Here is a 15,582-nt window from a genome sequence, read left to right as displayed (position 1 = left end):
ACTTGAGTTCCGGGCCGGTCATGGCCATGATCTCACTCGGCGGTGTATGGCACTCCGCCAGAAGAAAGCCTGCGGCTATGCGCCAGTCGTCCGGCCATTCCCTAAAAAAGGCGTGGCCGCCTCCATGACGCGGGCTATGTCGTCCCCTTCCAGGCGCATGATGACCTGCCTGTCCTGCCCGGTAAGCCTGCCTATGATGCGGGCCATATCGCCCATGGTCAGGGCCCCGGCCGAGGTATCGGCCATGTCCGAAAGGCGCACGCGGCGGGTGAACTTCAGTTCCGTAATGAGTTCGTCCCCGAACTGCACGGGATAGTTCAGCGTGACGGTGACGGGGACAACATCGTTCATCACTTCACCTCCTGAGCGCGGTTCTTGGATTCAAAACGCACGGGGATTTCCGCTTCTTCGGTGGACGCCGTACCGTCGCCCGCGAACCACGCGCGGGAAAGCGTGATGATCTTGCCGTTGTTGAGCTCCAGCGTGACGGTGCATTCATCCGCACCGACAAGAGCTTCCAGATCAAGGTCTTCTCTGTCGGTTACGGCGCCCTCTATGTAGGCCACCTGCGGCGTTTCCTTGTAGCCGTGCACACCGTCGGCCCCGATGATGGCTGCACGGACATCCAGCCCCAGATTGTACGAAAAATTGCCCTTTGCCTCGTAAAGCGTACCGTCCACCTTGAAGGAAATGCGGCCCGCACGGCGATTGCCTATTGCCATGATGATGCTCCTTTACAGCCGGAACTGAATCTGCACCGCGGCCACGCGGAACTGGTTGACGAGATCGGGAGTGATGAGCCAGTCCAGGCGGTTCACGTCTGCGGCATTGCGCTCACACACAAGGCCTGCCTTGAACTTGGCCATGTCTTCCACAAGGCCGAGTTCCTGCCAGTCCTGGAAGGCCGCCACGGCCTCGGCACGGCCGATTTTCGGAGTCATGACCGCCTGGCCGGGCGCTATGGTTTCCGTGTCGCCGGCCAGCTTGTGGCGGGGATACTTGCGCAGGATGCGGGAACGGAAGTCATACCGGAGATACGAGAGCGTGAGCAGCGTATTCACGTCCTGATAGCTGGTATCGGCCGCGCCGGAGGACGTGGCAAGGTAGTTGGTCACCATGCGCTCAATGGTCACGTTGCCGCCCGCATCGGTCACCGTGGTGGCTATGCCCGCCTTCAGCAGCAGGTTGCGTTCTTCAAGGGTAAGCCGGTCTTCCTGTGCCGGAGCAAGGTCGCCGGAAATGGTCAGCGTCTGGAACGGACGCGCGGGGTCGTTGTTGCCGTAGTAGGCCACCAGAGCCGCCACGGCCGCAGCGCGCACCGCCGGAAGCGTGGGCGTTTTGCAGGCTTCCACAATGGAGATATGCGCGTAGTTGCCCTTGTCTTCCCCGCTGCCGAAATCCTGAAGCTCGGAAAACGTGCCCGCCTTGGAGGTGATGGCCACGCCGTCGATATGGCGCAGGGGACCCCAGCGGTCTTCCAGCTCGGCTTCCAGCGTGCGCAGGCTGCCGCGGTCGTTCCACGGCCAGACTACGACGTGGTACCAGGTATCGCCCCAGGCGGCGATGAGCTCTTCCACATCGGGCTGGCCGGCGCCCTTGCTCATGGCCGTAACGGTCAGCTCGATGCCTTCGGGCATGGTTTCGTTGTAGTAGGCCGGGCGGATGTCTATGTCGTTGCCCAGAGTGCCGCCGTTTCTGGCCGTGAGCGTAACCGTGGTATCGCTTGCCTGTGCCGTTACGGGAAGGTCCGCTTCCGCATTGATGGCCGCAGCCATGGCCGTGGCCAGCGCCGCCGCTTCCGTTCCCGTTGCGCAGGGTACGGACACCGCCTGCCCCGCGATATACAGATAGATGGGCGCGCCCAGCGTGGCCGTGCCTTTCACGGATATGGAGCCGGTGGCTTTGGTCAGCTCTTCCCCGTCTTCCACGCCTATCATGCGTAGGCTCGTATAGCCGTTGTTTTCAAAAAAGGCCCGGGCCATGAGGTGAGCCTGGGAGCCGCGGCCGAAAAGTTCCGCCGCACGCTCTGCGCCGGTCACGCTGTAGGCCTTGAGCGGCTCCGCCTTTCCGCCTTCCAGCATCTGGGCGCAGATGAGCGCCGTGTAGTCCATGAGGCTTGCGCCCTGCATGGCCTGGCTGTTGTCGAACTCGACATAGGCGCCGGGCACAAGAATGCCCTGCGGCACTTCATTGAACGATATGGCCATTATTCCGTCTCCTTGCTTTCGGGGTGGATTTTCTCCACGTCGCCTTCCCTGAGACGCCGCAGCCAGAACTGCGTTTTTTCCACAACGGCGCCGCCTTCAGGAAGCGGCAGGCCGGTGGACGGGTCGCGCACCACGCGGCCGGATGCAGGCTTCACAAACATCTGTTCGCGCTGCATGTCATTCTCCTTTGCTTTCGTCCCCATCCTGCGGAAGGGTGATGATGTCCGTTGCCTCTTTGCGGCCGTCGGGCTTGCCTGCGCCGTCCGCAAGGTCCCATTCCACATATCCGGTACGGAACAGGTCCACGCTCCCCTTCTGCGGCGGCATACGATAAACCGCCGTATAGGTGAGCGTGAGGCAGGCAACGGTGATTTCTCCGTTGTCGGCCTTGCCGAGCTCCATGCCGGAGTATTCAAAGTCTTCCAGCAGGCCGCCGCGGGCCGTGTATTCTCCGTCCACAGCCTCAAAGGAAAGCGCCCTGTCCACGGCAAGTTCCAGCGCTTCGATACGGTCATCGAGGGGCAGGCGGTTGCCACGCACGGCTTCCAGAATGTCCACGGCAAGCGTGACCTCACGGCTGTCCGGCACGGGAGAAAGGTCCACTTCCGGCCTGTTCTCGCTGACGATGTACACGCCCACACTGGGGAACGAGGGAGCATCCCAGGGCTCTTCCGGGTTCAGGTACACGCGGCCGGAAAAGCCCGCCGCCTCAATGAGCGCGCCCACGGCCTGACGAAGCGCCGTGCGCGGATGCGCCGGCAAGCTGCCCATGATATCAATCATTGCCCGGCTCCTGCCGCTTCAGCTTGCACACAAGGCCCCCTATGCCGTCGGGCCGGATGACCTCGATGCGGAACGCCTTGCCGCGAACGGTGAGCACATCCCCGCGTTTCAGCTTGCGGCCGAGCTTCGCTTTCACCTCCGAAGCCAGCAGCGTGGCATACGGAGCCCGCACCGGCGTGGCCAGCCGCGCGGAACCGGGCTGAGCGTCTTCCGTGGGGTATTCGTAAAAGCAGCGCAGGGCCACGTTCTCCACAACGCAGGCTTCCGTTATGCCGTCTTCCTGGGAGAACACGGCGTTCATGTCTGCATCCAGTCTGTCCAGAATGTTCATGTCAGCCCTTTGCCTTCATCCGGGCGGCTATTTTGGCCAGGCGGTTGTCGAGCTGGCGCGTCAGCTCATTCCGCATGTAGGCCACGGTTTCCGCGTGTATCCCCCGGCCTTCCTGCCCTTTTCCGCAGGTTTCGTCGGCCAGGTATCCCAAACCGGAGGTGGTAAACTTGCGTTCGATGGGCAGACGCTTTTTGCCTTTCCGCGCGAAATACATATCTCCTCCGTGCGGAGACCAGCCGAACGCGCCCGCAACAAGCTTCACGCCTTCGTCACGCCTGATTTTCACATACAGTCCGCCGCGCTTCTTCAGTTTTCCCCTTCTGGTATAGGTCGGCCCTTTCACCTCATGAGGAAAATCCTCTATGGGAACACTTCTCGGGCCATCCGCCCGAAGAATGCCTGTAACCCTGCCTTTTCTGGCATCGGCCCTGCGCCGATAAAACCAGCGGGAAAAGAACTTCCGGGAAACCGCGTACCGGCCTGTCAGCAGGGCCAGCATCTTTTTCTGCATGAACGTCAGAGACGTGTTCACCGCATTGGCCTGAACGGCGGCAAGGTCCTTCGCCTTCAGGCTGAGTGACCGGCCTGAAAGCTCCTCGTTCAGGTACAGATCCATGTTCAGGTTCACATCCCGCGCGGCACGGATGGTGACAAGCCTTCGTTTATAATGCCCCCGGTGTTCTCTCACCGGCCCAGCCTTCAAAGCCATCACTTCCCCCCGCAGTCTTCACAGCGGAAGGGGCAGTTCCGGGCGTGCTCCTCCTGCTGACGGGGAGACATTCCCCGGCGGATGTCGTTGATGTCCGCCGGGTCCATGAGATCCACCACCGACAGACCCATGAACCGGCGAAGCACCACATCCATGCCCTTGACGCCGAACACGCAGACAAAGATGACCACGCCTATTTCCATGCCTCTGGTCGGTTCGGGAGCCACCAGCGGCAGCAGGGCCACCGCTCCCAGCGCCAGGAAGCCCGTCACCAGCGCAGACCAGAGCATGTTACCGATAATCTGCCCGCGGCTGCGCTGGCGGTAGCTGCGCTTGATGTGCCCGGCCGCCACAAGGAAGGCCAGCACACCGGCCAGAAGCGCCAGCGGCCATATCCCCCGGAACCAGTCCAGATACTCGGCGGCATGGCGGGATTCGTTTCCCAGGTCGTTCATCGGCATTTCTCCTCCGCCTGCTTCACCCACAAAAGGAGGTTTCCCGCTTCCCCTGCGGGCAGGTGAACCCATGTGCCTTCTTCCGCCACTTCCCTTCCGCCGTGAACGTAGGACCAGCCTTCAGTGACCAGCGCCCCCGGCGTTGTCGGAGCCTGTTCCAGAACTTCCCCTTCTGTCCGCCCCACCCATGAGGCGCACCCACTCACCGGCAGGATCAGCCAGCACAGCAGCGCGAAACTCCGCAGCCTTCTTTGCGTCCAGCCGTTCGAGAAGGCGCACCCCAAGGGAGAGCAGAAGGTAAAGGATTTCCGAAACACGGCTCACGCCCGGATCTTCCGTGCTTTCGCCGCCGCATCGTCGGCGTTCTGCGCCTTGCCCGCATTGAACCCCACGGCGTTCACCACGGCATACAGGATGCGGACCGCGACACCGGCATCATCGGCCGGGCGGCTCCACACCGCCGAAACCGCCGCGCACACCGTTACCGCCAGAGTCACCCACCCGCTCCAGGAATCCGGCAGGCAGGCGATCAGTTCCGCCGCCATATCCGCACCGGGCGGAACCGCTTCCGCAGCTTCCGCCGCCACAGCTCCGGCTGCGGACAAAAGCAGCATGGGCCCCACCAGAAAAAGCACTTTCATGCCGCACTCCTTATTTCCTTTTCCAGCGCCTTTATGCGGTTTTCCCAGCCCCGGACAAACTTCCTCAGGTCTGGATTTTTGACGATGAGCCCGGCATATCGACAACTGCGGAGCCCCACCAGAGTAAGAGCCGTTGCCCTGGGATCAGAACAGGCCTTTATGGCCGCCCAGGTCAGCGGGCCCCAGCGGCCGTCCGCATCTACGGAAAGAGCCTTCTGCGTCAGCCTCTTGGCCTGCCCCACCCCCATGTTCACGGCCGTGTCGTACACGGCCAGGGCCAGCGGGTCCGGCACATTATCCAGCGGAAACACATCCCAGAACGAACGGCGGAGCACTCCCGCCGCACGCTCCGGCGTAAGCGCCCGGATATCGTCGGCATCTATGTCGCCGTCGCCGTCGATATCCCCGACTTCAAGGCCCTGAGTCTTGAGAAAGCGCAGGGATACGCCGTAGTTCGTGGTTCCGCCGGGGTCGGCGGGGTCGTCCACAAAGCCGCCCTCCATGCGCGCCACGAAGGTATGGGCCTTTTCAAAGCAGCCCATACGACTAGCCCGCGTTGTAGGCCGAAGGGTCCATGCCGAAGTTCAGCATGACCTTGACCGTGGCATCCGAACTTCCGGCAGCAGCAAAGGCCCGGCCGCAATAGGCCTTGTCCGTTGCCGTGGCCGTCACCTTGCCGTCGCCGTCGACATACAGCGGCGCGCCCTGGGTAACGGCGCCCGCAGCCTTGGGAAGCTCGAAAACGCCGTCCGTATCCACAATGCCGGTTTCATTCACGGCAAGGTCATTCACCGCCACGCCGTAAAGGGAGTCCCCCAGTTTCACCAAGCTGCCGCCCTTCACAGGATCGGAAGAAGGCGCGTAGCTCATGAGGTGGGTTCCCTGAATCTTGTTCTGCATGTTCTCTCTCCTTTCCTTCAGGAGGATAAGTATTGCTTGTTCCTGTTACTGACGGACACACCGTACGGTTACGAAACTTGCACGTCTCACTCATTGCTGACGGCGGAAGTGAATTCCGCCTGCTCCTTGTTCGCGCCGCATCCGTCTGAAGACAGGATGCGGGAGCCGTTCCTGCTCTAGCCTGCGGACTTGCACAGCCCCTGCCAGGCCACGGCCTTGGCGGCCACATCAAGGCGCACCTTGTATTCCACGCCGTCCACACGCCAGCCTTCCTTGTATTCCAGGTAGGGAGCCGTTGCGCCGTTCAGGGTGAAGATGGTCACCGTCTTGCCCTTGGGGCCGGCCAGATACCAGTCCGCGGCGGAAACGTCGTCCAGTTCCGCGTCGTACACACGGGTGAGCACGCTGCCCGCGTAGATGTTCGCCTGGTTGGGCTTTTCCTGCGTGCCGATGAGCTGAGAGTTGAAGAAGACCTCCGCCCCGGTTTCCAGCGCAGCCGGCGCAATGAAGAACTGCGGACGGATCTGAACACGATTGCCCAGAAGGTCCTTCTGCGTGCGCATCTTCAGAAAGGCCGCGCCCAGGGATTCCACGGTGGGCACGTTGCCGCCGGAGGACACAAGGTTTCCGTGGTCGTTGTGGAAAAGCGCCTTGCCGTCGCCCATGGTCGGGTTGGCGGTGAGCACGCGGCAGGCAAGGCGGTTCACCATGCGGGCGGCGGCTTCGCCGTGGTTGCGGGCAATGCGGGCAAACGCGCCCAGGTCGTCGTTCACTATGGCCTGACGGGTGAGCGGGAAAATCTTGCCGTAGGTTTCAATCTTCACGCTTTCCGCGTGCTCGGCCGCACGGCCGTTCTGGTATTCGCCGCCTTCGGGGATAAGAGCCAGGTCGTCGCCGCTCGCAAAGTCCAGCAGCGTAAGTTCCTTGAAGTCGGAAACGGAGTCCTGGCCGCACCATACCTGCCACTGCTTGTCCGCCGATTCCCAGCCGTCCATGAGCACACGGTTGGCCGTATCGGTGAGAAGGTTCGGCAGGTCGGTGGTGGAGAGCGCACGCCCCACCATTTCCACCACGTTGCCGCTCGTGGGCCGGCCGCTTCTCACAAGCATTTCACGGCACACTTCGCGCATACTCATGCCGGAGAACTCGCGGGCTCCGGGCGCAGGCCTGCCGCCGTTGATGCGCGATTCCGCCACGCCGCAGCGCAGCAGCAGGCCGTGGGAAACGGCCTCGCGCACCTTTTCCTGTTCGGTACGGCCCACATCCACACGGGCAAAGGCGGCGGAACTTCTGCCTTCAAGGCGGGCAAGCACGGCCGCGCGGGCCTTGTCCAGACTGTAGCCCTTGCGGATCATCTCTTCCTCCATATTGGCGGGCATGTTGTGGGCGCGGCACATGGCCGAGATTTCCATGATGCGGGCGCGTTCTTCCTCCACGGGATCGCAGCTGTTTTCCGCGCTGCGGCCGTCGCCTTCGCCCGCGGGGCTTTCCGGTATGGCCGCAGGTTCGGCATTGTCTTCCACGGCATCGTCCGGCTTGTCCTCTTCCGGTTCCGAAAGAGAAGCCGCCAGCTCGTTCAGCGCCGCAACGGCGGCGGTCAGCTTTTCCTTGGCGGCGGATGCGTCGAAACGCTTCTCCTGTTCGGGCAGTTTGTTGGGCATGTCATGTCCTCCGGTTTTGATGATGTTTCCCCGCACCTTTGCCCTGTCGTCCGCACCTACGGGGCAGAGCGATACCTCAAAAAGTTTCCATGCCGTGGTCACGCGTACGGGGCCCGTGTATTCCACGCCTTCCACCGTGGCCGTAGCGCCGTTTTCCACCCAGGTGGACGCCAGCACCTCGTAGCCCACGGAAACATCGGTAATGTGCCCTTCCGCCACACGGCGGAAGGCATCCGCTCCGGCCTGCACGCCGGAGAATGTGGCGCGCCCCACAAGCTGCCCGCCCTCCGTGCGGAAGGCGCCGAAGCTGCCGAGCACGTTCTGCACGCTCGTGCCGTCGTGCGTGTCCAGCAGGGGAACCTGCCCCGATGCCGGAAGCTGCACGCCGTCCATACGCAGAACCTCGGGCACCACGTCCCACTTCTCCCAGTCCCACACATTCACCGGCTGTTCCGTGGCCGCCGTGAACTCCACGCTGCGTTCCGCCTCATTGAGGGAAAGAGGCGCACCACACCGCCCCAGAGAGACCGCACGGCTGGACGCATGGAAAATGTCCGTTCGTTTATTCGGCATTGTCGTCTCCATTCATTCCGGCGTTGCCCATGAGGTCTTCGGCCTCCTCATGGGTGAGCCCGAAGGCCGTTTCCAGAATCTTGATTCCGGTATCGCGGGGAATCTGCCCCGAAGACACGGCGGTTACTATGTCCACCATGCTGGTGACCTGCGCCCCGTTCAGGAGTTCTCCCGCTTCCTCCGTGATTTCCTTTGCCTTTTCGCCGCCGTCGGCCTGTTGCCCGGAAGATACGGCTACCGGCTGATCTTCCAGAGCCGCCGGATTGCCGCTCAGGCTTTCGGATACCTGGCCGAAGGTCACGCCGCGCGCATCCGCCATGCGCTGCCATTCGGCCAGTTGATCGAGCACTTCTTCGGGGTCGCCGCCGCGGCCGAGAATGGCCTCCTGCGGAGACTTGAGCCCCGCGGCTATGGCCTCGATATCGGCCCGGCCGTCACGCTGCGGGTCCACGCTCGGCATTCCCGCAGGTATCCACATGCAGCGCTGGTACCCTTCCCGGCCCAGCCAGTAATGCGGCAGGTAATCCTGCGTGAGGGCTTCCATATCCAGCCAATGGCGGAACACCGGCATGGAAAAACGGTTCTGCATCATGAAGTGATGGGGCCGGAGCAGCATGAGGGCGTCGCCCCGGCTGGCCTTGGACGTGCTGTAATTGATGCCCGTGTAGTCGCCGGAAAGCACCTCATAGGGCACGTCTATGCTCACGGCCACCATGCGGGCCGCAAAGCGGTTGAAACGGTCGAAGGCATCGCCCGGGCGGCTCGCGCCTTCGGCAAAGCGGATATCTTCGCCGGGGCGCAGGTATTCGATGATGGAGTTTTCCAGGCTTTCTATGGGCGTGCCCTGCGTCGTCTTCTTTGCGCCGGCAATGCCGCGCGCCGCCTGGTACACGTCCGGCTGATCCGTGGTCACTATGGCCAGGTACTTGGCTGCCTTGCGGGCTGCGTCCAGCTCGCTTTCCACAAACTGGCTCATGGCGCGGGCCGTGAGTATGGCCGGTGCAAAGGGCGTGACGCCGCGAAGCTGGCCGGGCCGCAGGTGCTGGTAAATGTGCAGCATCTCATCCGCAGGCACGCGGGTCACGTTTGCGCTGTAGCCGTCGTTCATGATGTGATAGGCCAGCTTTTCCCCGGTGAGTCTGTCGTACTCCACACCGGCAAAATGCCCTACGCGCTCCGTATCCCGGCCGCCGCCCAGTTCCGTGAGGCGGTCTGCCTCTATGGGCATGAGCGCAAGCGGCGACACCCGGTAATGAGACCGACGGCAGAACGTGAAAAAGCCTTCCCCGCATTCCATGATCTGGCGGCACAAAAGCTGCTGAAGCTCATAGAAATGCAGGCCGCCGGAGATATCGGCATCCTGTTCCATCCAGGCGCGGAATCTGTCCTCTATGCGGCGGCGCACCTCATAGGCGGGAGAGCCGTCGGGATGCACGGCCAGCGACTGGAAGCGGGCCCCGCGGCCCACCATATAGGCGGTGTACACGTTCACGCCGCGGGCAAAGAGCGGGAAGTTGCGTACCAGGTCGCGCACGCGGGCCCGAAGGCGCGGGGAAGCCCGGCCTATGAGCCAGTTGATCTGCTCGTTGACCGTGTGCCACTCGTTCGCTTCCGAAAGGGAAGCGCCGTCGTAGCCCCAGCTTCTGAGCAGCGCACGGGCGCGACGCACGCGCCATTTTCGTATGCTCTCAAGCACGCCCATGTTCACGACCTCCCGGCGCTGCCCGCGCAGGTCCGGCCCACATAGGGAACCTTGCCGCGCTCCATGGAGCAGCGGCTCTGAACGTAGGCAAGCAGATCCTTCAGCTCGGAGAGCGTGCGGTAGCTGAAATTACGGGAGCCGCCCGCCGTGCTCACGCTGTAGCTCTGGACTTTTCCGAAGCCGCCGGAAGCCATGTCTTCCAGAAGCTGCTCTTCCAGTTCGCACCAGGTATAGGTCATGTTTTTTGCCCCATGTTTTTTCCGCGGGCATGATGCCCGCGAACATGGGAAAAAACGTAACCCCGGAAAATGGGGGTGTCGGCATATACCGCCATATACCGGTAAAAGGACCTTATATACCGGTAAAAGACCCATATTTACCGTTGACACGTTTTTAAAAGCGAACGATTTACGGCAGAATTTCGGGGGAAAATCCCGCTCGGAACCGGGAGCGGAGCAGCCTTTACGGCTCTTGCCTTTTGTAGCCTCGCGGCTACACTTTCCCCATAAAAAAGCCTGCGAACTCTGGCAGGCCATCAAGGAAAGATGATGAAGGAATTGCCTGAACTCGATATGGCCGAACTTCTTAAAAATGAAGAAATCATGGCCACATATCTTTCTGAAATCATGGAGACGGGCGACAGCGAACTCATCATGTCCGCCATGGGTGACATTGCCCGGGCCAAGGGTATGAGCTCCATCAACTGGGATGCCGTCATCAAGAATGCGGACAATGTGGTCCTTGACGAAGACGACGCCCCCGAACTGACGGAAGAAATGATGGCTTCGGCCAGGCCTGCCCGTGAGGTGCTGCCGGAGATTTTCCCGGCGGATATCATTGCCAAAATCAAGTAAAAAAATCCCCCGAAACGAAAGCTCCGGGGGATTCGTTTTATCGGTATCAGTTCACCGAGCCAAGGCGGATATTCAGGCTGAGGTTTTCGGCCTCCAGTGCGGCAAGTTCCCTCCGCAGGTAGTCTATGGAAGCGTGGGAGACTTCCAGCAGTTCCGCGTAGTCTTCGCGGCCGCGGCGCACGGCGGTCATGAGGCGGGCGTCTACCCTGCGCAGGCGTTCCACTTCCGCATTCAGGTCAAGGGAGAGTTTCTTCATACCGATACCCTCCCGGCAGAACGCATATCACGGAAATGCTCTATCACGGCGTCCAGAGCTTCCGCGTAGTCCCCGATGATGAGTCCGAGGCCGTCCATGTCGGCAATGGGCAGCCCTTCGCTCTGCTGGCCTGTAAGCTCGGAAAGCGTACGCAACCGCGTCTGCAGGTTCTCAAGGTCAACGTAGATGTAGTAACCAAGGTCCGTTACGGCATTCTGGGCCGAACGGTCGAGCGATGAGAACCACTTGCCGCCGCACTTTTCCAGGGATTCAAACTTCATAAGGCACCTCTGTAAGATTTTCTCATTGGCCTTCTGCAGAGCGCAAAAAAGGCCGGGAGCTGAGAAACGCTTACAGACGTCCAGGCCTATTCCCCCGAAGGGTATTCTATTAGCCTACTCCCGGCCTTAAATAGCCGACAAGATGCCGCTGCTTTTCCGGCGCAGGGCATGAAAATAGCCACGCTTTCGGGGTGATGGCTGAACCGCTGTAAGAGGAGTTTCTCAGGCTCCGTGCGTTCAGTGAATTAAATTTTCCCGGGAATGTCAAGAAAAATTTTATAACTACAAATATTGACCTTGCCATATTTTTGTTGTTATATAAATTCCATGCAATACGAGTGGGACGAAAACAAACGCAGAATCAATCTGGAGAAACACGGTGAAGACTTTGCCGATGTTGTGCTGCTTGATTGGACTTCTGCCATCATCCAGCAGGATGACCGGCAGGACTATGGCGAAGTCCGATATAATGCCTTTCTTCTGAGGGATGACGGCAGGCTCATGAGTCTGACCTTTACCCTCCGGGGAAAAAATCTGCGAATCATCAGTTACAGAAAAGCCAACAGTCGGGAGAGAAAGAAATATGAAGCATCCTGAAGAAAACATCGTGAGCTACTCTGCAGAAGAGCTGGAACGCCTGCCCCGCCTTGACGGAGCACGCCGCCCCATGAGCGACGAGGAAATCACCAGGGCCATGCATGAAGACCCCGACGCCGCTCCCGAACTGACGGAAGAGATGATGGCTTCGGCCCGCCCTGCCCATGAGGTGCTGCCGGAGATTTTCCCGGCGGACGTGGCGGAAGCGCTGCTGAAAAAGCGCGGACGCCCGAAGTCGGAGCGCCCGAAGATTCAGTTTACCGCCCGATTCGATGCCGACATCGTGGAGCACTTCCGCAAGACCGGCAAAGGCTGGCAGGTAAGAATGGAAGAGGTTTTGCGCAAGGCCATAGCCATGGGCCTTTAAAAGATATCCCCCGAAGCGAACGCTCCGGGGGATTCGTTTACCCTTTTATTGCTTTTGCAGAACTGCGCTCCCGCAACGGGACCATGCGCGCAAGCTGTTCTTCACTGAGCGGCCGGCAGTCCGGGTCAGACTCGGCCCGGCGCAGCACTTCCTCATCCGTCATGTCGGCAAGGCGGGACAGCCTTTTCTCTCGCTTCATCGTATTGGGACGTACTGCTTTGGGCAGGTCGGCATAAGGCATAATACTTTCCCCGTTGTCAAAGCGGTCATCAAAATCCGTATCCATCACTTTCATGGGATTATACCTCATCCGTCAACGAAGGCTTGTTTCTCTTCACAATCCATATCTCGTACCATTTCGTCAAGACGACAGACAGAAAAGCCCCGAAGCAAAAGCTCCGGGGCTTCATTCATGGGTATCAGTTCACCGAGCCAAGGCGGATATTCAGGCTGAGGTTTTCGGCCTCCAGTGCGGCAAGTTCCCTCCGCAGGTAGTCTATGGAAGCGTGGGAGACTTCCAGCAGTTCCGCGTAGTCTTCGCGGCCGCGGCGCACGGCGGTCATGAGGCGGGCGTTTACCCGGCGCAGGCGTTCCACTTCCGCATTCAGGTCAAGGGAGAGCTTCTTCATACCGATACCCTCCCGGCGGAACGCATATCACGGAAATGCTCTATCACGGCGTCCAGAGCTTCAGCGTAGTCCCCGATGATGAGTCCGAGGCCGTCCATGTCGGCAATGGGCAGCCCTTCGCTCTGCTGGCCTGTAAGCTCGGAAAGCGTACGCAGCCGCGTCTGCAGGTTCTCAAGGTCAACGTAGATGTAATAACCAAGGTCCGTTACGGCATTCTGGGCCGAACGGTCGAGCGATGAGAACCACTTGCCGCCGCACTTTTCCAGGGATTCAAACTTCATAAAGCACCTCTCTGATTTTTCGATGGGCCTTCTGCAGAACGCAAAAAAGGCCGGGAGCTCGAAAACGTCAGAGAACGCCCAGGCCTATTCCCCCGAAGGGTATTCTATTAGCCTACTCCCGGCCTTAAATAGCCGACAAGATGCCGCTGCTTTTCCGGCGCAGGGCATGAAAATAGCCTTCTTCGGGAAGGGCTGACCGTCTCTGAATATCGGAGGTTTCGAGGCTCCGTGCGTTCAGTGAATTAAATTTTCACGGGAATGTCAAGAGGAGGAAGGCTCTGGAAGTAAGCACGGCAAAGTCCACGGAATCATTTACAGATTGGAAAGCATCTCTCCCTTCTTCTGTTATCCCTTGATTTTAATCACTTTTGAGAGCAGCTATAGCAAGGATTTCACTTTGATGCAGGGGGATGGGATGCTGAAGGATAACGGTAAAAATATTATTGTTCTTCTTCTAATAGTTATCGGCACCTTTTTAGTTTTTATTGCTGGAGTTGAGATTTTTCAACAAAACATACCTTATGATACATCTTTTACAGATAAACAACAAATTACGATTTTTGATAAACTTATACTAAGTAATGAAAGAGAAAACTGGCTTATTCCCATTGGAACATTCTTTTCTGCTCTTTCTGCCCTTGCTACTGTTTACCTTATCTGGTTACAACAACAGACTATCAAAAAACATGATCTTGAAGTAGAAACTGAACGGGTTATTTCACACTTTTTTATATTACTTAATAACCATAGAACTATTGTTAATAATTTAAAATTTCCTATACAAATATTAAATGAAGACTATCACTTATATAAAGAAAAAAATTATATTGATAGTATTGCCACTGGATATAAAGCTATAGAATTTTGTTTAAAAACTATTGAAGTATCAATTAATAACAATTTTCATAATATATCAAATCAAAATCATAATATACTTTCTATTAAAAATAGGGGCTGTCCTAGCTAAGACTAGTGTTTAGCTTGTTTTACCCAATAAGTTAGCTGAGTTAGAAGTTGTTTATGGTTGCCTCCATTGAAGCGCCATTCGCATTCTTTGAGGAACCAGTAAAAGTGTTCTGGCTTGATACCGTTAAAACGACGTAAGTGTCTTTTGGCTTGATTCCAGAAATTTTCTATTCCATTGATATGATTATGGTGTTCTGCAAACTTCTGAGAATGATTGATACGATGATGATGGAATCCGTTGATATCCAAGGCGTTGTAAGCTGAAAATGTATCTGTATAGACTATACTGTCAGGTTCCACCTGTTCTTTGATGATGGGGAGAAGTGTTTCAGTACGGGCATCAGGAATGATTACTGTGTAGACTCTTTCGTTTCTCTTCAATAGACCAAAAACAGCTATTTTTCCGGCAGATCCCCGTCCTCGTTTACCTTTTCTTACACCTCCAAAGTAACTTTCATCGGCTTCTATTTCTCCGGACAGCCGATAGCTGGGGAGATGAGAAGCAATAAGACGTCGCAAGCGCATGAAATAGGATGTGGCAGTGTTACGGTTTACTCCTACCATCTCTCCGGCAGCCCTTGCCGTGGCACCGGCCACAAAAAACTTTATGAGTTCGGTCTGTTGCCGATTATTTAGTCTGCTGCGTCTTTCATACATGCCGGTATCCTAGCTCTTTTTTCTTAGCTAGGACAGCCCCTAAAAATATTGATATACCTAATGAATTATCAAAAAAAATAAAAAGTATAAAAATAGACTGGTCAAAAAAAGGCGAAAAAATAGATTTTATGAAGGAATATAACAACAATTATAAAGATATTTTTTTATTTATATTAGAAAAAACTTTCAATATTATTGATTATCATACATCATATTGCACAGCTCAATATTTTCATAATATATATTCCATGTTGATACTATTAAATGACAACAGAAAAAAAATTAATATTGAATCCTATCTTAGAACTCTTCGGGCAGAATTCAACCAAGAAGAGCTCCTCTTTATATATTATTATGCATGTATACGTAATGCTAATAATATAAAATTCAAATCATTAGTAGAAGATACTTGCCTCTTCCATAATCTGAACAATGAAAGACTAGATCATGATCCACTCCATGATAAACCATTCGTTCTTTATGGGAAATCTGCATTCACGCATTAACTTAATTTTCTACACCTGACTCTTCTATTCCACAGGCGGGCAACCTCTTCCACGGCTGCCCGCCTTTCCTTTACCCCCGGTACGGCCCACGCCGGAGCCCCGTGTATGCCGCAGCCCGTGCATACGGCATACACATACAGCCCGCCGCCGGAGCTGTCCGTATCCATTCTGATTTCCGCCTCCCCTCCGCAGAAGGGGCAACACTTCAAGGAGTCCTTGAACATTT

The 15,582-nt window shown here is 57.4% G+C and carries 27 protein-coding genes; 5 read left to right on the top strand and 22 right to left on the bottom strand.

The window, feature by feature from the left end; all coding sequences use genetic code 11:
- Positions 1-75: 75 nt before the first annotated feature.
- The 15 genes from CZ345_RS05910 to CZ345_RS05840 form a co-directional block, all read right to left on the bottom strand.
- Positions 76-351 carry a phage tail assembly protein gene (locus tag CZ345_RS05910; RefSeq protein ID WP_077072265.1) on the bottom strand — a complete coding sequence of 92 codons (276 nt, stop codon included), beginning with the start codon at positions 349-351 and terminating at the stop codon, positions 76-78.
- Positions 351-722, bottom strand: a complete 372-nt coding sequence (locus CZ345_RS05905) for a phage tail tube protein (RefSeq protein ID WP_077072264.1) — start codon at positions 720-722, stop codon at positions 351-353. Before CZ345_RS05905 ends, CZ345_RS05910 begins: the two co-directional genes overlap by 1 nt.
- A 12-nt stretch (positions 723-734) precedes the next feature.
- Positions 735-2,207 carry a phage tail sheath subtilisin-like domain-containing protein gene (locus CZ345_RS05900; protein ID WP_077072263.1) on the bottom strand — a complete coding sequence of 491 codons (1,473 nt, stop codon included), beginning with the start codon at positions 2,205-2,207 and terminating at the stop codon, positions 735-737.
- Entirely contained in the window at positions 2,207-2,383 is a 177-nt protein-coding gene (locus CZ345_RS05895) for a DUF2635 domain-containing protein (RefSeq protein ID WP_204224237.1), read from the bottom strand. Before CZ345_RS05895 ends, CZ345_RS05900 begins: the two co-directional genes overlap by 1 nt.
- 1 nt (position 2,384) lies before the next feature.
- Positions 2,385-2,990, bottom strand: a complete 606-nt coding sequence (locus CZ345_RS05890) for a hypothetical protein (protein ID WP_077072262.1) — start codon at positions 2,988-2,990, stop codon at positions 2,385-2,387.
- A complete protein-coding gene (locus tag CZ345_RS05885; RefSeq protein WP_077072261.1) occupies positions 2,983-3,321 on the bottom strand; it encodes a head-tail joining protein in 339 nt (112 codons plus the stop codon). Before CZ345_RS05885 ends, CZ345_RS05890 begins: the two co-directional genes overlap by 8 nt.
- 1 nt (position 3,322) lies before the next feature.
- Positions 3,323-4,030, bottom strand: coding sequence for a hypothetical protein (locus tag CZ345_RS05880; protein WP_144277260.1), 708 nt, complete (start codon positions 4,028-4,030; stop codon positions 3,323-3,325).
- On the bottom strand, positions 4,030-4,485 hold the full coding sequence (locus CZ345_RS05875; protein ID WP_077072259.1) for a hypothetical protein: 456 nt from the start codon (positions 4,483-4,485) through the stop codon (positions 4,030-4,032). Before CZ345_RS05875 ends, CZ345_RS05880 begins: the two co-directional genes overlap by 1 nt.
- 120 nt (positions 4,486-4,605) lie before the next feature.
- Positions 4,606-4,809, bottom strand: coding sequence for a hypothetical protein (locus CZ345_RS05870; RefSeq protein ID WP_077072258.1), 204 nt, complete (start codon positions 4,807-4,809; stop codon positions 4,606-4,608).
- On the bottom strand, positions 4,806-5,126 hold the full coding sequence (locus tag CZ345_RS05865; protein ID WP_077072257.1) for a hypothetical protein: 321 nt from the start codon (positions 5,124-5,126) through the stop codon (positions 4,806-4,808). The genes CZ345_RS05870 and CZ345_RS05865 overlap by 4 nt, the downstream gene beginning before the upstream one ends.
- Positions 5,123-5,668: a glycoside hydrolase family 108 protein gene (locus tag CZ345_RS05860; RefSeq protein WP_077072256.1), complete on the bottom strand. Its 546-nt coding sequence runs from the start codon at positions 5,666-5,668 to the stop codon at positions 5,123-5,125. Before CZ345_RS05860 ends, CZ345_RS05865 begins: the two co-directional genes overlap by 4 nt.
- Positions 5,669-5,672: 4 nt before the next feature.
- Positions 5,673-6,026, bottom strand: coding sequence for a DUF2190 family protein (locus CZ345_RS05855; RefSeq protein WP_077072255.1), 354 nt, complete (start codon positions 6,024-6,026; stop codon positions 5,673-5,675).
- 176 nt (positions 6,027-6,202) lie between these two features.
- Positions 6,203-8,260, bottom strand: coding sequence for a prohead protease/major capsid protein fusion protein (locus tag CZ345_RS05850; protein WP_077072254.1), 2,058 nt, complete (start codon positions 8,258-8,260; stop codon positions 6,203-6,205).
- On the bottom strand, positions 8,250-9,962 hold the full coding sequence (locus tag CZ345_RS05845; RefSeq protein WP_077072253.1) for a phage portal protein: 1,713 nt from the start codon (positions 9,960-9,962) through the stop codon (positions 8,250-8,252). The genes CZ345_RS05850 and CZ345_RS05845 overlap by 11 nt, the downstream gene beginning before the upstream one ends.
- Positions 9,963-9,964: 2 nt before the next feature.
- Positions 9,965-10,201, bottom strand: coding sequence for a hypothetical protein (locus tag CZ345_RS05840; RefSeq protein ID WP_077072252.1), 237 nt, complete (start codon positions 10,199-10,201; stop codon positions 9,965-9,967).
- 309 nt (positions 10,202-10,510) lie between these two features.
- Between CZ345_RS05840 and CZ345_RS05835 the strand changes: the two genes are divergently transcribed.
- Positions 10,511-10,816 (top strand): helix-turn-helix domain-containing protein, encoded by a 306-nt coding sequence (locus tag CZ345_RS05835; protein ID WP_077072251.1) that lies wholly within the window; start codon positions 10,511-10,513, stop codon positions 10,814-10,816.
- 46 nt (positions 10,817-10,862) lie between these two features.
- Here the strand turns inward: CZ345_RS05835 and CZ345_RS05830 are convergent, their stop codons facing one another.
- Both CZ345_RS05830 and CZ345_RS05825 read right to left on the bottom strand, forming a co-directional pair.
- Entirely contained in the window at positions 10,863-11,072 is a 210-nt protein-coding gene (locus tag CZ345_RS05830) for a hypothetical protein (RefSeq protein WP_077072250.1), read from the bottom strand.
- A complete protein-coding gene (locus tag CZ345_RS05825; RefSeq protein ID WP_077072246.1) occupies positions 11,069-11,353 on the bottom strand; it encodes a hypothetical protein in 285 nt (94 codons plus the stop codon). Before CZ345_RS05825 ends, CZ345_RS05830 begins: the two co-directional genes overlap by 4 nt.
- Positions 11,354-11,680: 327 nt before the next feature.
- On the opposite strand from CZ345_RS05825, the gene CZ345_RS05820 reads away from it, so the two are divergent.
- A complete protein-coding gene (locus CZ345_RS05820) occupies positions 11,681-11,950 on the top strand; it encodes a BrnT family toxin (protein ID WP_077072249.1) in 270 nt (89 codons plus the stop codon).
- The gene (locus CZ345_RS05815) at positions 11,937-12,317 is read left to right on the top strand and encodes a BrnA antitoxin family protein (RefSeq protein WP_204224236.1); all 381 of its coding nucleotides are present in this window, start codon (positions 11,937-11,939) and stop codon (positions 12,315-12,317) included. Before CZ345_RS05820 ends, CZ345_RS05815 begins: the two co-directional genes overlap by 14 nt.
- Positions 12,318-12,354: 37 nt before the next feature.
- Here the strand turns inward: CZ345_RS05815 and CZ345_RS05810 are convergent, their stop codons facing one another.
- From CZ345_RS05810 to CZ345_RS05800, 3 genes are all read right to left on the bottom strand, one after another.
- On the bottom strand, positions 12,355-12,612 hold the full coding sequence (locus tag CZ345_RS05810; RefSeq protein WP_077072248.1) for a hypothetical protein: 258 nt from the start codon (positions 12,610-12,612) through the stop codon (positions 12,355-12,357).
- 124 nt (positions 12,613-12,736) lie between these two features.
- Positions 12,737-12,946: a hypothetical protein gene (locus CZ345_RS05805; RefSeq protein ID WP_077072247.1), complete on the bottom strand. Its 210-nt coding sequence runs from the start codon at positions 12,944-12,946 to the stop codon at positions 12,737-12,739.
- The gene (locus CZ345_RS05800) at positions 12,943-13,227 is read right to left on the bottom strand and encodes a hypothetical protein (RefSeq protein ID WP_077072246.1); all 285 of its coding nucleotides are present in this window, start codon (positions 13,225-13,227) and stop codon (positions 12,943-12,945) included. Before CZ345_RS05800 ends, CZ345_RS05805 begins: the two co-directional genes overlap by 4 nt.
- A 415-nt stretch (positions 13,228-13,642) precedes the next feature.
- Between CZ345_RS05800 and CZ345_RS05795 the strand changes: the two genes are divergently transcribed.
- A complete protein-coding gene (locus CZ345_RS05795) occupies positions 13,643-14,194 on the top strand; it encodes a hypothetical protein (protein ID WP_144277258.1) in 552 nt (183 codons plus the stop codon).
- 2 nt (positions 14,195-14,196) lie between these two features.
- On the opposite strand, the gene CZ345_RS05790 is transcribed toward CZ345_RS05795, so the two are convergent.
- Positions 14,197-14,850, bottom strand: a complete 654-nt coding sequence (locus CZ345_RS05790; protein ID WP_077071804.1) for an IS1595 family transposase — start codon at positions 14,848-14,850, stop codon at positions 14,197-14,199.
- Between the two features lie 128 nt (positions 14,851-14,978).
- Between CZ345_RS05790 and CZ345_RS17690 the strand changes: the two genes are divergently transcribed.
- Complete coding sequence (locus CZ345_RS17690; RefSeq protein ID WP_077072244.1) at positions 14,979-15,356, top strand: putative phage abortive infection protein; 378 nt, start codon at positions 14,979-14,981, stop codon at positions 15,354-15,356.
- Here the strand turns inward: CZ345_RS17690 and CZ345_RS17685 are convergent.
- A complete protein-coding gene (locus tag CZ345_RS17685; RefSeq protein WP_420843768.1) occupies positions 15,353-15,580 on the bottom strand; it encodes a Lar family restriction alleviation protein in 228 nt (75 codons plus the stop codon). The genes CZ345_RS17690 and CZ345_RS17685 overlap by 4 nt on opposite strands.
- Positions 15,581-15,582: the final 2 nt, after the last annotated feature.

The organism is Mailhella massiliensis (genome assembly GCF_900155525.1).
GTDB classification, from domain to species: domain Bacteria; phylum Desulfobacterota; class Desulfovibrionia; order Desulfovibrionales; family Desulfovibrionaceae; genus Mailhella; species Mailhella massiliensis.
This window is presented reverse-complemented; position numbering and strand designations above follow the sequence as displayed.

Excerpts from the sequence above, each read along its gene's own strand:
- CZ345_RS05910 (WP_077072265.1), bottom strand. The coding sequence starts at position 351 with ATGAACGATGTTGTCCCCGTCACCGTCACGCTGAACTATCCCGTGCAG.
- CZ345_RS05905 (WP_077072264.1), bottom strand. The coding sequence starts at position 722 with ATGGCAATAGGCAATCGCCGTGCGGGCCGCATTTCCTTCAAGGTGGAC.
- CZ345_RS05900 (WP_077072263.1), bottom strand. The coding sequence starts at position 2,207 with ATGGCCATATCGTTCAATGAAGTGCCGCAGGGCATTCTTGTGCCCGGC.
- CZ345_RS05895 (WP_204224237.1), bottom strand. The coding sequence starts at position 2,383 with ATGCAGCGCGAACAGATGTTTGTGAAGCCTGCATCCGGCCGCGTGGTG.
- CZ345_RS05890 (WP_077072262.1), bottom strand. The coding sequence starts at position 2,990 with ATGATTGATATCATGGGCAGCTTGCCGGCGCATCCGCGCACGGCGCTT.
- CZ345_RS05885 (WP_077072261.1), bottom strand. The coding sequence starts at position 3,321 with ATGAACATTCTGGACAGACTGGATGCAGACATGAACGCCGTGTTCTCC.
- CZ345_RS05880 (WP_144277260.1), bottom strand. The coding sequence starts at position 4,030 with ATGGCTTTGAAGGCTGGGCCGGTGAGAGAACACCGGGGGCATTATAAA.
- CZ345_RS05875 (WP_077072259.1), bottom strand. The coding sequence starts at position 4,485 with ATGAACGACCTGGGAAACGAATCCCGCCATGCCGCCGAGTATCTGGAC.
- CZ345_RS05865 (WP_077072257.1), bottom strand. The coding sequence starts at position 5,126 with ATGAAAGTGCTTTTTCTGGTGGGGCCCATGCTGCTTTTGTCCGCAGCC.
- CZ345_RS05860 (WP_077072256.1), bottom strand. The coding sequence starts at position 5,668 with ATGGGCTGCTTTGAAAAGGCCCATACCTTCGTGGCGCGCATGGAGGGC.
- CZ345_RS05855 (WP_077072255.1), bottom strand. The coding sequence starts at position 6,026 with ATGCAGAACAAGATTCAGGGAACCCACCTCATGAGCTACGCGCCTTCT.
- CZ345_RS05850 (WP_077072254.1), bottom strand. The coding sequence starts at position 8,260 with ATGCCGAATAAACGAACGGACATTTTCCATGCGTCCAGCCGTGCGGTC.
- CZ345_RS05845 (WP_077072253.1), bottom strand. The coding sequence starts at position 9,962 with ATGGGCGTGCTTGAGAGCATACGAAAATGGCGCGTGCGTCGCGCCCGT.
- CZ345_RS05840 (WP_077072252.1), bottom strand. The coding sequence starts at position 10,201 with ATGACCTATACCTGGTGCGAACTGGAAGAGCAGCTTCTGGAAGACATG.
- CZ345_RS05835 (WP_077072251.1), top strand. The coding sequence starts at position 10,511 with ATGAAGGAATTGCCTGAACTCGATATGGCCGAACTTCTTAAAAATGAA.
- CZ345_RS05830 (WP_077072250.1), bottom strand. The coding sequence starts at position 11,072 with ATGAAGAAACTCTCCCTTGACCTGAATGCGGAAGTGGAACGCCTGCGC.
- CZ345_RS05825 (WP_077072246.1), bottom strand. The coding sequence starts at position 11,353 with ATGAAGTTTGAATCCCTGGAAAAGTGCGGCGGCAAGTGGTTCTCATCG.
- CZ345_RS05820 (WP_077072249.1), top strand. The coding sequence starts at position 11,681 with ATGCAATACGAGTGGGACGAAAACAAACGCAGAATCAATCTGGAGAAA.
- CZ345_RS05815 (WP_204224236.1), top strand. The coding sequence starts at position 11,937 with ATGAAGCATCCTGAAGAAAACATCGTGAGCTACTCTGCAGAAGAGCTG.
- CZ345_RS05810 (WP_077072248.1), bottom strand. The coding sequence starts at position 12,612 with ATGAAAGTGATGGATACGGATTTTGATGACCGCTTTGACAACGGGGAA.
- CZ345_RS05805 (WP_077072247.1), bottom strand. The coding sequence starts at position 12,946 with ATGAAGAAGCTCTCCCTTGACCTGAATGCGGAAGTGGAACGCCTGCGC.
- CZ345_RS05800 (WP_077072246.1), bottom strand. The coding sequence starts at position 13,227 with ATGAAGTTTGAATCCCTGGAAAAGTGCGGCGGCAAGTGGTTCTCATCG.
- CZ345_RS05795 (WP_144277258.1), top strand. The coding sequence starts at position 13,643 with ATGCTGAAGGATAACGGTAAAAATATTATTGTTCTTCTTCTAATAGTT.
- CZ345_RS05790 (WP_077071804.1), bottom strand. The coding sequence starts at position 14,850 with ATGTATGAAAGACGCAGCAGACTAAATAATCGGCAACAGACCGAACTC.
- CZ345_RS17690 (WP_077072244.1), top strand. The coding sequence starts at position 14,979 with ATGAAGGAATATAACAACAATTATAAAGATATTTTTTTATTTATATTA.
- CZ345_RS17685 (WP_420843768.1), bottom strand. The coding sequence starts at position 15,580 with ATGTTCAAGGACTCCTTGAAGTGTTGCCCCTTCTGCGGAGGGGAGGCG.